This window comes from Aeoliella mucimassa (assembly GCF_007748035.1).
Lineage (GTDB): Bacteria > Planctomycetota > Planctomycetia > Pirellulales > Lacipirellulaceae > Aeoliella > Aeoliella mucimassa.
The window spans coordinates 3,470,652-3,484,299 of the sequence record NZ_CP036278.1 but is presented as its reverse complement, the minus strand read 5'-3'; the positions used below and the strand labels follow the sequence as shown (position 1 = coordinate 3,484,299).

Sequence of the window (13,648 nt, the reverse complement as noted above, 5' to 3'; positions counted from 1 at the left end):
CAGAGACACTCGGTTCCACCGCGCCCGAGCCGTCGACGCTGTCCATTGTTGGCACTTACACGATTGCTGTTGCTTGGAGCAGCATATGCAGGCGAAAGTGTTGCTTAGATTCCTTCGAAAGTGAACTTCATGTGTGATTTGTCTATACGCCCCTACCAATTGCTCATCGCGGCTGCTATTAGTTGCGTTGTGATGTCTACACAAACGACAGTAATTGCTGGAAATGTCGAAGCTTCAGCTGCGTTTGGTCAGGCAACGATGGCGTTTGATGGTAGGACATTAACCGTCTCCACGGGAGTTGTGTTGCGCGAATGGCAGATTACCAACCATGGTCTGGCCACGACCCGTGTGCTGTATGGCAATGCCAAACAATGGTCAGAGGCCTCACCCTGCGAAACAGACTGCGACTGGTCGCTAGGCAATCTAGGGGAGGGGCACCTTAGGTCGCTCTCAGCACAGCAGGACAACGACGAGGGCTTTACCGATGATCATCTTCAGGTGGTCGCCGTGTTTGAATATCCCACTAGCCATGTCGCGGTGCGTTACGTCGTGTGGGCCTATCCCAACGCCCCCGGCCTGCGCACTCAGCTACAACTGAAGGCGTTACCTGGATACGAACCCGCCGGCGGTCCATGGACTCCGCAGATTGTAGAGACATTCACGGCCGCCCCCCTAATGAGACACCGGACTGCTTTTGGCTTGATGCAGGGGATTAGGACCACTAGTCGATCAGGACTACTTGAAGAGCAGTCGATTTCGCCACTGACATCCACCATTAACTGGGCTAATGGCGTCGTGATGGGTAACGCTGACGGGGGGGCAATTCTTATCAAAGAATCGAACAAGCACACCCGACTTAGCGAGAACAGCGACCTGGCGACCGGCGGGTTCGATTTTGTCGGAAACCAAGTGGCAGTCACAGGTGCCGGAAATCTTCCTAGCGACCTATCCACCAGCGACTTCTGCACCTGCTGGGCAACCTGGTTAGTGCTGTTCGAAGGGAATGATATTGACGCTCAGTTAGCGATCAAGCAGTTTGACCGCCGCCGATTTCCAGTGGATCCCGCCCGCGATATTTACATCCTGGCAAATACATGGGGCACCGAAGACCTCCGCCCCGAGTGCCTGCATGCAGCACGGGAAGAGAACGTCCTGCGAGAACTCGAATCGGTAGCCGACCTTGGCATCGACGTCCTGCAAATAGACGATGGCTGGCAAACGCCGGAATGGACCACCGCCGCCACGGCCAAGCAGGTGCAAAGGGGAAAGGAAGCGGCCGACAGGTTTGGAAACTATCCGGTTTACCCCGAGGGGTGGTCTCGTGTCCAAACTCGGGCCAAAGAGTTGGGAGTGAAACTTGGGCTATGGGCCGCTTGGACCGCCCCGATTGACGCCCTGGAGTCGAATTGTGATGCGGGAGGGTTCGAGTATTTCAAACTCGATTTTGCCCATCTCGACACAAAAGCCCGGTACGATGGCCTCGCCAGCAAAGCTCGGCAACTTATCGAGCACTCGGGATATCTGGCCAGCGTGAATTGGGACGTCACCGAGACCGCCCCCCGCATGGGTTATTTTACCGGTCGCGAATATGGCAATATTTATCTGGCGAACCGTAAGACTGCGACTGTCCGGAGTGATGTGCAATACGTACCGCATTGCGTCTTGCGCGATGCCTGGCACCTGTCAAAGTATGTGAATCTGAACAAGTTTCAGGTAACAGTGCAAAACGTAGACAACGTCCGCGAAGGGGCTCCGACCGACGCCGGCCTGCACTCGCATAGCTACGCAGTGGCCATTTCTCTCATGTCGAGTCCTATTTTCTTTCAGGAAACGCATTACTACGAAGGTGCTGCCCGCGACGAAATACGAAACCTGCTTGCCATTTACAAGCAACACCGCGAGGCCATGTACCAAGGTTATGTGTTTCCTATCGGCGACGAGCCCGACAATGCAAGTTGGACTGGTTTTCAGAACCATAATACTGAAACCGGCGAGGGCTATCTAACCATCTTCCGCGAGCGACTCAATGACTCGCCTCAGGAGAAGATTCAGTTGAACTTCCTGGATGGTAAACAATTGGAGTTCGTCGATTTGCTCACGAATAAAACGTGGACACAAACCGTCGGCCCTGAGGGAGAAATCGAGTTGACCATCCCCGACAGCCCTGGTTTCTTGTTCCTCAAGTACGAATCGAAGTAGTCCCATGAATCTTCTTGGATTGTCCCGCATTGTTAAATGCGGTGTGTTGCTTCTCACAGTGCTCTTGGCCGGCGTCTGTTCGGGTGACGAGCATGTGAATCTCATCTACATACTTGCTGACGATTTGGGCTATGGCGATTTGGGGTGTTACGGGCAGCAGAAAATACAGACTCCCCACCTCGACCGGATGGCCGCAGAAGGGTTGACGTTCACCCGGCACTACGCGGGCGGCCCCGTCTGCGGTCCCTCGCGAGCCTGCCTGATGACGGGCCAAAGCCAGTCGATTGGCTACATCAAAGGGAATCCCGGCGGCAACTGGCGCCGCGAGAACCTCCGCGACGAAGACATAACCATCGCCGAGAAAATCCGCGAGGCGGGGTATCAAACCGCCTGCTTTGGCAAGTGGGGCTTAGGGCCACAACGCAAGTCAGGATATCCCACGCGACAGGGCTTCGACCGCTTCGTGGGGTACGACACTCACGTAGCGGCCCACAACTACTATCCCAAGACCCTCTGCGAAGATGAAGGGAAAATGCAGCTTGCTCCAGGACAGTACAGTCACGATGTATTCGCCAACTTGGCTTTGGAGTATGTTGCCCGAGATCATAATCAACCCTATTTTCTATACTTGGCGTATACCATCCCTCACGCCCCATACAATCCGCCAGACCTTGGTCCCTACGCCGATAAAACCTCGTGGCCAAACCATGCAAGAGAGTACGCTGCGATGATCACGCGGATGGATAGCGACATCGGGAAGCTGCTTGATGTGCTGCGAACAACAGGACGCGCCAGCAATACCTTGGTGATCTTCTCCGGCGACAACGGCCCCCAATCCAATTATGAAAAAGGGCCAAACACCATGACAAAGTTCTTCGATAGCAATGGGCCGCTCCGTGGCATTAAACGCGATGTCTTTGAGGGGGGCGTGCGCGTGCCGATGATTGCCTGGCAACCGGGCGTTGTTTCCCCTGGACGAAGCGACCACGTCTCTGGCTTTCAAGACATAATGCCCACGTACTGCGAACTCGCGGGAGTCGACCCCCCAGCGGCATCGATGGTATTTCCCTTGTGCCAACACTCCATGGCACGCCAGAACGGCAGGAATCTCACGATTTTCTCTACTGGGAATTCATCAACATGTTCCGCAACGGTTCGGGGGCTGCACGGCAAGGCTTGCTGGATGTCGCCAACGACGTCAAGGCCATTCGCCAAGGGAGCTCAAGCCCACTTGCACTCTATGAGTTAAGTAAGGATGGTGAAGAGTCAACCGACTCCAGCCGGCAACATCCTGAACTCCGCCAGTCTCTCGAAAATCGAATGAATGATAGTCGCACACAAAGCGAACTCTGGCCTCTCAAGATGCTCGAAAACAGCGGGCAACGTTAATCGCCGTGATGCATCGGATGGCGGGGCCGAGCGGCGGGCCGCCTATTTACCCAGCACGGCTAACAGCGACGGGTTATCCTGGCCAACTCCTTCACCTACAACGTTCACATCAACATGTTTGCATCCCCCTCATCCAAGCTTGTGAGACACCTTCGCATGCAAAGGCATGTTTTGGGGATACCGATGGTGAGATTTCTTGCCGCGCTATTGCTATTGGCGGCTTCCGCAACCCATGCAGCCGAACGCCCCAGTGTCCTCTTGATTCTGGTAGACGACCTAGGATGGGCGGATGTCGGGTACAACGGTGCGAGCTACTATCTAACACCGAATATCGACGCTTTCGCGCAGCGGGCAACGGTCTTCAATCGATCGTACGCGATGCCGACCTGCTCGCCCTCGCGGGCGAGTCTGTTTACCGGGCTTAACTCGCCACACACAGGCATCTACCACGTCGAGGCATTTGGTGGCAAAGGCAGTGAGCAGGATCGGCGGATTATCCCCGTGAAATCAAAGCTCTATTATCAACAGCCCATCACCATGCTGGCAGATTCGCTTGCGGAAGCGGGCTACGCGACCGGATACGTTGGTAAGTGGCACGTTACGCATGACCCGACCCATAATGGTTTCACCTTAAACGCCGGAGGATGGGGAAAGGGGCATCCCCCAAGCTACTTCAGTCCTTACAAGAACCCAAAGCTTGTAGACGGCCCACCGGGCGAGTACCTGCCGGAACGCCTGATGAAAGAGTCGATTGCGTTCATTGAACGAAACAAAGAACAGCCATTCTTCTTATGCTACGCACCGTATTCGGTTCACCGGCCACTGCAGGCCCGCGAAGCGGATATTCAACGATTCAAGGAAAGGAGCAAGGAGCCGGCTCGGTACAATCCAACCTACGCGGCGATGATCGCGGCATTGGACGATGCGTTTGGAGGAGTCCTCCATGCTGTTGAAGAACTGGGGCTTGCCGAGAACACGGTCATTATTTTCACTTCCGACAACGGAGTGAATGGACTGAGCGGCGATTCCACTCCACTACGTGGCCACAAGGGAACTTGCTACGAAGGGGGTGTCCGAGTCCCCACGATGGTGTTTTGGCCGGGCCATTCTCGGGCGGAACGCACCGATGCGTTGATCGACATCATCGACTGGTACCCGACCTTGCTGGATATGACTGGTTCCGGAAAGCCTGATCACCAACTTGACGGACGGTCGCTCGTGCCGCTGCTGAATCACGAAACAGACTTAGTGCGCGACGCCATCTACTGCCACATGCCCTGCTACAACGGCCAGCCCCAAAGCAAACAGGTTTGGCAGACTCCGTACAGTGCCATTACCCAAAGTCGATATAAACTCATCTACAGCTACGAGACCCACGAGGCTCAATTGTACGATTTGGAAAACGACCCGGGTGAATCCATCAACATGGCCACGTCTTATCCCGAAATCGCGCGGTCGCTAAAAAGCGAACTCGAAGATTGGCTCCGCGCTAACCAGGCTCCTTTGCCCCGTTCCAAAGACACTTTTCAATAGCCAGTGAAGCAGTTTACCCAGCCCTCGCAGTCACTCCACAGGCCCTTAGTCAGGTGCCCCCTTGTAGCGAAACTCGAACAGACAGCCGCTCACCAGGGCGTGCCTTAGGGACTTCTCGACCACCGCGGCCAAGATGTCAAAACTCTTCCGCTTGTCGACCGGCGTGGTCGCCACCCACAATTTCACTTCCGACGCTGGCACTATCTGCCCTCGCGTTTCAGTTGCAGCACCAGTTCCGCCACCTAGGTGATCGCAGCTAAGCTATCTAAGCCTGCCAAGTCTCGCTGTTATCGACTGATGAAGCGACAGATCCACATTATCCGGTACCACCAGCGAATGTGTGTCGATCGCACAATGCTCAGCCCCCTGCTTGGATCTGACTTGCGGGCAAGAATGACCAGTCTAGTTGATGCGAGGCTAGACAGCGACACGCGGTACTTGAGCTCTGCTACCTGGGACGTTTGTAGATGAACGATGTTCGCTTGGTTCGGGAAGAAAGCGAACACGCGGCGTGCGTAACGGAAACAATCCACGGTGCATGAGGTACAAGCGATGGCCACTGCAAACTCCGAGGCTGGCCGCTAGGTCCTTAGGTATTCACAACTTGTTGGCAGTTGGATGCACTCCCGAGCAGAAACCAATAGGCAAAGGATCGGAAGGAGGCTAACAGCTCTCGTTGGCGTCAAGGGTTGCGGGCTAGACTGGCGTTGGAGGCTCGAACTCGGGGGGCACAGTGCTGGTGGCAGGCTAGGAATGGAATGAAGTAAGCATGGGATGGCGTTGGTATCGCGGCAAGAGGATTAGACGCGAGATCGTCGGGAGCGATTCCATGGTGGTCCGACCCGATATTGGATCTACCCTTTTGGGTCTTAGCAGGAAGTCTCAATATCCGACATCGTTTCACATAATCTTTGGAATATGCAATCAAATGCTTGCCAGCCGCCCCCTGGAGTCTGCTTACCGACTGAGTCGCTGAAGATTCCTCGTCGCGACGCCGTTCAGTATCTTTCCGTCCCACTAACCGCTTGATAGACGATTCCCTTGTTGTGCTGCCGCTTGACTCGATTGTGAACGCTTTTCGAGGCGAAACGCTGGTGGCCGCACAGTGCTGCCCTTATTGCTGTGCGACCACCAAGCACGCAAACACCACTAGACCAGAGTGCGACGCACTCCAACAACAATGATGCCCATGATCGATGCAACGAGCAGCGTTGAAGGTTCGGGAACCGCATTGTTGGTTCCGACTAGGCTGTTTGGCTCCGTGGCATAGTTCACCCAGCCCTGTACGACGGAGCCGTCGGAGATGACGTACTCAAAGAGAAGGTCCTCAGGACCAGCGACACCGCCACCGTAGAGATCCCCCAGTGAGATTGGAGACGCGTCAACGGCGATGGTTGATTCGCCTTCGAGGTAGTACTCGGCAACATGTATCGAGCCTGGGACCGCTCCTTCTTCCCAGCCGTTGCCCGATCCGTCCCCGACGGGAAATCCAGCCAGGTTTTGACTTGCAATGCTTTCCCAAGCACTGGTAGTCGACTCCCCAAAGTTGCTCTTCCACGTATTGTATTGCGCGATTCCAATCTCACTCCCCGAAATGTCCGTGGAGTAACTAACGCCATCTAACAACGCCCACGCGCTAGGCGCGAACACGTCCAGGTCGTAGCTGGCCGCATTTAACGTGTGGTAGCCATTCGAATCGTCGAAGTATCCGAGTGCAAAGTTCAGATCCCTGCCTCTGTCGTTGGCACCGTATCCTTGGAATGTATATTCAGTGAAAAGCGAATAAGTCTCGCTAAGCGTCTGATAAGTCGACGCGTCGGTAAACGCAAAGCTCGCACCGAGCGTTTCATTGTTAAGCCTTGAGAAAGACGCGTGCAAGGCGGTTTGGGCTTTGACGGCCCAGTCATCTGCTTGGGGGAAGCCGGTTGTACCAGGTGATTCGAAGCCGGGATTGAGAATAACGGCACACGCAGGCGACGCCGGCAACAGTGCGATCAGACTCAGGCAGAGAGTCGCTTGCCACAAGCGAGACTTCCGGACGAGCAGCAGCACACCTACCGAGGCGAGCAGTGCCAAGCTGGTCGGTTCGGGAACAGCAGACGTTAATGCGGCGAAGGCTCCCAGCCCATTTTCTGCGTCGTACACAGACGTGAATAGTGAGTAGTCCTGCAGCAGGTTGTAGCCGTCGCCATCGAGGTCGCCCATCTGGTATGCCATGACTGCGGACATCCCGGGATTAACGACTCCCTGGCCCGACTTGAACAGAGTCCAGTCGGCTGCGTTGATCATGCCATCGTCGTTGAGGTCCCCCAGCTTGACGTCTCCGGTGTACTCCACCGAAACGCTGACCGGCATAGATTCGCCATTCACGTCGATCATCAGGGTGGCTTGCACATCTTCCACCGGGGTCCTGATCCAAGGCGTGCCCAGGTCAACCGGGGTTGTGCCGATGGTGCCTCCGTCGCCAGAAATCGCTTACTCGCTTAGCTCCGTATTGCTGAGGTCGCTGACCACGTTCCACAAGTCGTCCGTGTCCACCGAGCCATCGCCACCGGGGGAATTGTCGTAGTTACCGGTGATAGTGGTCCAATTCGCCGTGTTGAACGATCCGCCGGCGGAAGAAAGTGTGTAACCCACCACGCCATCAACTGACGAGACGTTGCTCAGCGAGACTTCGCCCGTTGTGCGGTTGATAGTGAGCTGCGGGGCGCCAGCAGGAACCAAGCCAACTTCAATCGGATCGGTTGCAATAGTCAGCGGCCCATAGACCCGATCGAACGCATTGGTCTGAGCCTGCATGCGAAGCACCCCCACCATGTTGTAGAAATGCTCTGGCGAGATGCCGGTAACCAGAACCTCATCAGCCGGAGCGTCGTAGTTATGGTTGTCGATCCACAGTTTATAGTTGACCTCGCCGAAGGATGATTGGTTGGTCGTGTCGATCTCGACGATTAGCTCGTGCAGGCTGGTGTTTGTGCGGACTATACTGTCCAGCTTATCGCCAAGGGTATCGGCCCCGTAGTTGCTCATCCCAGCCGGCCGGCCGAGCTTAAAGAGCTCCCGGCCGGGGCTTTCCTGTGTGCCGTCGAACAGGGACACGCCGCCCCAGAAGCTCGTGTTGCCGACAACCCGTTGGTAGGTCATCCGCATGTAGGTCACTTGATTTGAAATATCCACCGGACTCGCGAGTTCGCGCCAGCTCGCCTGGTTGTATTCTACTAACACTCGTGATTCCTCTGCCTGCAGATATTCCCACTCGTCCCCTGTGGCCCAGCCAACTCCCGAATCAGTGGCAGTAAAGTCGTCCGAGGCAATAATGACCGCGTTGGCAGTCTGATGAGAAGCAACAGCCAAAGCCGCGACGAGTGCAGCGGCAAACAGTGTTTGTTTTCGCATGTGTCGTTCCATAGTGTGGTAAACCTCCGATAAGGCACGAGTGGTGGTAGAATCTTTCCAGATCACGGTACTGGAGTTCGTTGCCGGCGCGACTTCATAAGAGCCGCTTTCTCTTAGCGGCTTTCGTGTCGCGCGGAACATAAGCCATCGCAAAAGAGTTTGAATCACGGAGCAATCCCCTAAGTACAATTTTCAAAGACAAGAAGCGAAACAAGATATCTCGGTAGCACCTAACAGCACTCCTGAATCGGGGACGCATTGCGCACCGCGAGCATGATCGACGACTCAGATTGCGACGGACGATATGTGGTATTGGGAGGAGGGGCGGTCGCACAATCATGGTGGTGCAGTACTTCGTCGGCACCTGCAACACGTATGTAGAAAGCGACCTCGTCGACCGCTGCACTTACTCGCGCAGCGGCACGTCTATCTTTATGTCCAAAAGCTTTGCGCCTTTCTGGACTTGGATTTCTTGTGGCTTGTATTTAGGGTCTACCCAGGTAATCTCTCCAAAGGGATCCGGACTCGCGGGATTTGGTTGCCCTTTGTCGCACTGGACTTGCATCAAATAGCTGCCCGGCAAGAGCCCGTCGCCTGGGGCGTAGGTCGAGGCAAGAAACGAACCATCCTCCTTGAATTTCCCACGCCCGGGCCGTTGGCCAGAGTCGCTTTCGCCCACGGGTTGGAAGATCACGACGCCTGGTCCTGGACAAGGCCCTCCGTCGAACGTTACGGTGCCGCCAACCGGAACCGTCGGGTAGTTGTTTCCAGAGCAGCCCGCAACGCCAAGCAACATCACCCCGAGGAGTTGACAATACTGTGTGTGCATTCTCCTGTACGCTCTTATGCGATTAATCGATCCAAGGCATGGCACAATCATGGTTATTTGTTGATCAGATCTCCGGAGGCCCGCGAACCCATGGCGTTGTAGACGAAGTAGTCGATATCCTCCTGTAGGAAGGTACCGCTACCGTCTCCCATCGCGACGTTCACCCCGCCGGCATGAAGGCTTTTGTATCCGCTGGTCCTCCAATAGTTGTCCCCGGTCCCGTCGTCCGATTCGCGAGTGTTGATTGGTATATGAGTAGAGCTGACAGTGAAATTGTCACAGAATACACAGTTCCAACCGCAATCCTTGGGAAGAAACTCTCCTAGCAAAATGGTGTTCGAGACGCCGTCCGTTACTCGCCTGAGCGGCACCCCCTTGTGGCTGCGGCAGATCAGTCCCACGCAGATATCGTTCTCCGGACAAGTCTGAGAAGTGAAGCAACTGGAAACGTAGCCCAGCGTTGGCCGCAAGATGGTGCCAAAGTTACGACCCATGCAGACCCGAGGATCGTCTCCAAACTCACACCGATCTGGGAGCGTGGGCCCCATGCAGCCGGTGTACCATAACCCTTGTGCGACGGAGGGGTTGGTGCTGTGGTTTGCTACACTGGAATTCCATTTCGAGTTTTCGAAACGCCGGAAGATAGGCTCCGACGCGTACTCGTCACTCGGGCAAATGAAGTCACCTACGATGGTGTTTGCAATGATGTCGCGGTTTGGAGAGACATTAAACCGCTGGGTAAAATCGAGCGAGTCGACCAGATTGGTATGTTCCATAAACGGCAAACACTCGGTAAGCCAGTTGCCATTCTTATCGCTGCGGTAATTTGAACCCGGCGGAAGAGTTTCGTAGGTCGACTCGTAGTTGAGAGTCGCCAAGGCCAATTGTTTGACATTGTTCAAGCATTGGGTCCGCCGTGCTGCTTCTCGCGCCGATTGGACAGCAGGTAACAGCAAGGCAACCAGGATGCCGATAATTGCTATCACGACTAGCAGTTCAACAAGAGTAAACCCCCATCGCGCACGTCGCATCTTGGCACAGGTAAACGCGTTGAAAGAGAAAGATCGCCTGATCATCATGGATAAACCTACGGGATATTGACAGTAGCTAGCTGTCAATGAGGAGGGTGAGAAGATCATTGTTCGGGTTTTCTATAGCAATCCGAATGAACCATCGAATCTCAGTATTTCCTGAAACTCATGCTGAATTTACCGTGTGGAGTTTTGGTTCCTTGCCTTGGTATGTATTAAGCAGTTCACTCAGGTAGTTGATGCTGCTCTCGGCTTGCTCTACCGTGCCGCACTCCACGCTCAGGACGATGTCGCGGGGGGCAACTCGGCAAATGTCAAGGATTCGCTCCCAGTCAATCACACCTTCGCCGCAGGCGCAACCCACGGGAGTACCTGTGACCTTGCCGCGGGTCTCTTCGGAGTGTTGAACGGAGATATCCTTGGCGTGCAGGTGAACCAGACGGAAGGCAACCGAAGTTAGCCACTCGTAGGGGTCGTGCCCACAAAGGTACGAGTTGCCCGTATCGAAGTTGATGCCAATGGCTTCCGAATCCACCAACGCGTAGATTCGGTCGACCCCAGCGGGGTGTTTCGAATATTGCTGGTGTGGCTCTAGGCCTATGCTGATACCTCGGGCTTCGGCAACTAGCGCCACTTCCTGCAACGAGTATCGCATGAGCGCAAAGTCTTCGTCTTCTGTGGTCCAGGGAGCCTTGGGGCCTTCGTCGGTATTGACGACGGGTGCTCCGCACTCGGCTGCATAGCGAACCGCTTGCTTCAAGTACTCGACACTCGCTTCCGGTTTGCACAAAGGGGCATGAGCCGACAGTCCCGAAATGCCAATGCCCGCTTTTTCGCAAGCACGACGAATGCGATACGGGTCGTCCAGCATCGAAACACTATGGAAGTAGCCCGCTTCGCTCAGCAGCTCTCGTCCCCAATGAACCATAGGCTCGACGTAGTCGTATCCCAGCTCGGCTGCCTTTTCGACACCCCATTCAAACGACTTGTCGTGATGGCGAACAAACTCCATGTTGATGCCTAAACTGAGTTTGCCCATGTGATACCCTTTTGTGTTCCAGTTGTTATGCCAAGTGCTTTTCGAGTTGACTGCTAGCCCTTGAGAGTCCACGGTGCACGCAGCGGTCGACTTATCATGTCCATTGCCTGGTTACTGCCCTCGGTGATCTGCTGCTTGATCGGGTCCCAGGTTATCCGTTCGCCTGTACGCACCGCGATGTCACACAGGTGACTGATCGTGTCTGAACGCACCGCATCCTGAATATGGCTGTGCGTGGTTTCTCTCGATCGGATGCAATCAGCAAAATTAGCAACGTGCTGTGCGGTGCTATGACTATGGTTGTTAGATGGCACGCCGTCTGGCTTCCACTCTTGGGGGGATGTACGCAATGTACCGCGGGTTAGCTCAACCTTGCCCTCGACGCCGATGAACTTGGTGCTGTTGTCACCGGTGGTGATAGTAATCTTGACGCCGTCGCTCATCTGCAATGTCATGTTCCAATCGACCACCGTATTGTATAGGCCATCGGTGGGAACTACTCCCGAGCCCTCGATGGTGTAAGGACCGGCCATGTCGCCGTCGTAGCACCACACCAGGATGTCGAGCGGGTGCGCGCCCCAGCCACCGAGGTAGCCAATCGAATAGTCGTAGCACCAGTAGCTCCCCCCGCTGGCTCTGCATCGATCCTTCGTATAGGTCGCCATCGGAGCGGGGCCAAGCCACCTGTCGTAATCAAACCCCGACGGCACAGGTTCCTCGGCAGTGGAACCGCCCCGTTCCCCATTAGGAATCTTGACCTCGATGGCTTTCAGTTCGCCCAGCTTTCCGGCCCGCACGATCTCTCGCCCCAGTTGCTGATGAACGGACTCGCGTTGCTGCGTACCGTACTGAAAGACTCGCTTGTTGCTGCTGAACACTTGTTGGCAGAGTAAATCCTGCTCCAGACAAACTCCAAGCGGCTTTTCGACATAGACGTCTTTGCCCGCGTCAGCGGCCATCAACGCGATCGGAACATGCCAGTGGTCTGGCGTCGCGATGATGACCCCGTCGATGTCTTTTCTATCAAGCAGTTTGCGAAAGTCTTGATAAGCTTCTCCGCCGATCTGTTTGGCTGCATTCTCACGTCGGTACTCGAAGCAGTCGGCAACAGCCACGCTCTGCACCCCAGGGAGGTTACGCATGGAGTTCAGTATCTGCGTGCCCCTCACTCCGACGCCGATGTGCCCCAAATTCACTCGTTCGATTGTAGAGCTACTCTCCACCTTTCCAAAAGCGGAGGCTGGCAGAAAGGCAGGCCTGGCAATCGCCGCCAACCCACACTTGATAGCCGTACGCCGTGAGAGTCGATGTTCATACATGCTAAACCCTACTTATGATTAAATGCCAATCGAATAGTTATTGTTGTTCGGGTGTTGCTTGTGACGGCATCGCTTCACCGATGGCAGCCCAGTAAACGCCCCGCGTCAGCAACGACTGGAATCCCTGGTTGTCCATCTCGTTTGCATCGTGCCCCAGTAGAAGAGTGAAGCTGCGTCCCTTGCCAAAGTTGCTAGCAAATGCCACAGGAGCGTTGTGCCCCCCCGGAGTTAGTGGCGAACTGGCCGTTGCCAGCACCGTTGTCCCCTCCTGGATGCTTGGTTGCAGCCACAATTCTCCATAGTACTCGAAGCTTTGAAGCCCTTGCGTGATGAGGTGAGTGTCATCTGCAAAGTCGACCGTGAAAGTGTGCTGCTTATCGTGCCTCGTCTGGCCCACTTTCCAAGTGGCTAGCGTCATCTCGTGATACTCTTCCCACTGGGGAAAGGAAGCAGAGCCAGCATGTACAACTACGTGACCACCCCCTCGCCTTACGAACTCCATGTAGGCTTCTTTCGCAATGGGGGGCCAATTAGATTCTCCGGTAGAATGTGTACTGTGTGCATTCCAGTTACTAACAATAGCCTGGAACTTGTTTAGGCTCTCGGAGGTCAGTTGCTCGGGGTGTTCAGTAACTTCGACGGAAAATCGCTTAGTGTCCTCAAGGATGGCCTTGAGTTTCGGAGTTGTCATCTGCCAGTTGTGGTTGTTTTGTCCGCTAAGCAACAGCACGCGAACAAGCCCGCTGCAGGGCGATTCACCCATAGCAATTGGACCAGTTGCCAGTAACACCAAGCAGACCAGCGCACTGTAGGCTTTATGACGCATCCTATCCTCAGCCATTATGATATGGCGGGTGAGAGACAAGTCTTACTCTTGAAAAGAAACCGCTGTAAGGAAGCTTGATTGATAAGC

10 protein-coding genes are annotated in these 13,648 nt (G+C 55.0%); 3 read left to right on the top strand and 7 right to left on the bottom strand.

Translation table 11 applies throughout. The features are described from left to right. The first annotated feature begins 192 nt into the window (after positions 1-192). The 3 genes from Pan181_RS13815 to Pan181_RS13805 all read left to right on the top strand — a co-directional run bounded on the left by Pan181_RS13815 (position 193) and on the right by Pan181_RS13805 (position 5,121). A complete protein-coding gene (locus Pan181_RS13815) occupies positions 193-2,199 on the top strand; it encodes an alpha-amylase family protein (protein ID WP_145247379.1) in 2,007 nt (668 codons plus the stop codon). A gap of 4 nt (positions 2,200-2,203) precedes the next feature. After that, complete coding sequence (locus tag Pan181_RS13810) at positions 2,204-3,448, top strand: sulfatase-like hydrolase/transferase (RefSeq protein WP_145247378.1); 1,245 nt, start codon at positions 2,204-2,206, stop codon at positions 3,446-3,448. Positions 3,449-3,771: 323 nt separating this feature from the next. Further along, positions 3,772-5,121 carry a sulfatase gene (locus tag Pan181_RS13805; protein WP_197528341.1) on the top strand — a complete coding sequence of 450 codons (1,350 nt, stop codon included), beginning with the start codon at positions 3,772-3,774 and terminating at the stop codon, positions 5,119-5,121. Positions 5,122-5,166: 45 nt separating this feature from the next. Here the strand turns inward: Pan181_RS13805 and tnpB are convergent, their stop codons facing one another. From tnpB to Pan181_RS13770, 7 genes are all read right to left on the bottom strand, one after another. Beyond that, positions 5,167-5,307: an IS66 family insertion sequence element accessory protein TnpB gene (gene tnpB / locus Pan181_RS13800; RefSeq protein WP_197528340.1), complete on the bottom strand. Its 141-nt coding sequence runs from the start codon at positions 5,305-5,307 to the stop codon at positions 5,167-5,169. 963 nt (positions 5,308-6,270) lie between these two features. Then, positions 6,271-7,524 (bottom strand): PEP-CTERM sorting domain-containing protein, encoded by a 1,254-nt coding sequence (locus Pan181_RS13795; RefSeq protein ID WP_231943590.1) that lies wholly within the window; start codon positions 7,522-7,524, stop codon positions 6,271-6,273. A gap of 72 nt (positions 7,525-7,596) precedes the next feature. Then, positions 7,597-8,517, bottom strand: a complete 921-nt coding sequence (locus Pan181_RS13790) for a hypothetical protein (RefSeq protein ID WP_145247374.1) — start codon at positions 8,515-8,517, stop codon at positions 7,597-7,599. Between the two features lie 882 nt (positions 8,518-9,399). Beyond that, on the bottom strand, positions 9,400-10,485 hold the full coding sequence (locus Pan181_RS13785) for a DUF1559 family PulG-like putative transporter (RefSeq protein WP_145247373.1): 1,086 nt from the start codon (positions 10,483-10,485) through the stop codon (positions 9,400-9,402). A gap of 58 nt (positions 10,486-10,543) precedes the next feature. Next, a complete protein-coding gene (locus Pan181_RS13780; protein WP_145247372.1) occupies positions 10,544-11,416 on the bottom strand; it encodes a sugar phosphate isomerase/epimerase family protein in 873 nt (290 codons plus the stop codon). 53 nt (positions 11,417-11,469) lie between these two features. After that, a complete protein-coding gene (locus tag Pan181_RS13775) occupies positions 11,470-12,735 on the bottom strand; it encodes a Gfo/Idh/MocA family protein (protein WP_145247371.1) in 1,266 nt (421 codons plus the stop codon). Between the two features lie 37 nt (positions 12,736-12,772). Beyond that, positions 12,773-13,561: a ThuA domain-containing protein gene (locus tag Pan181_RS13770; protein ID WP_197528339.1), complete on the bottom strand. Its 789-nt coding sequence runs from the start codon at positions 13,559-13,561 to the stop codon at positions 12,773-12,775. Positions 13,562-13,648 lie beyond the last annotated feature (87 nt).

Coding starts and splice junctions, on each gene's coding strand:
- Pan181_RS13815 (WP_145247379.1), top strand. CDS start 193: ATGTCTACACAAACGACAGTAATTGCTGGAAATGTCGAAGCTTCAGCT.
- Pan181_RS13810 (WP_145247378.1), top strand. CDS start 2,204: ATGAATCTTCTTGGATTGTCCCGCATTGTTAAATGCGGTGTGTTGCTT.
- Pan181_RS13805 (WP_197528341.1), top strand. CDS start 3,772: ATGGTGAGATTTCTTGCCGCGCTATTGCTATTGGCGGCTTCCGCAACC.
- Pan181_RS13790 (WP_145247374.1), bottom strand. CDS start 8,517: ATGCGAAAACAAACACTGTTTGCCGCTGCACTCGTCGCGGCTTTGGCT.
- Pan181_RS13785 (WP_145247373.1), bottom strand. CDS start 10,485: ATGATCTTCTCACCCTCCTCATTGACAGCTAGCTACTGTCAATATCCC.
- Pan181_RS13780 (WP_145247372.1), bottom strand. CDS start 11,416: ATGGGCAAACTCAGTTTAGGCATCAACATGGAGTTTGTTCGCCATCAC.
- Pan181_RS13775 (WP_145247371.1), bottom strand. CDS start 12,735: ATGTATGAACATCGACTCTCACGGCGTACGGCTATCAAGTGTGGGTTG.
- Pan181_RS13770 (WP_197528339.1), bottom strand. CDS start 13,561: ATGCGTCATAAAGCCTACAGTGCGCTGGTCTGCTTGGTGTTACTGGCA.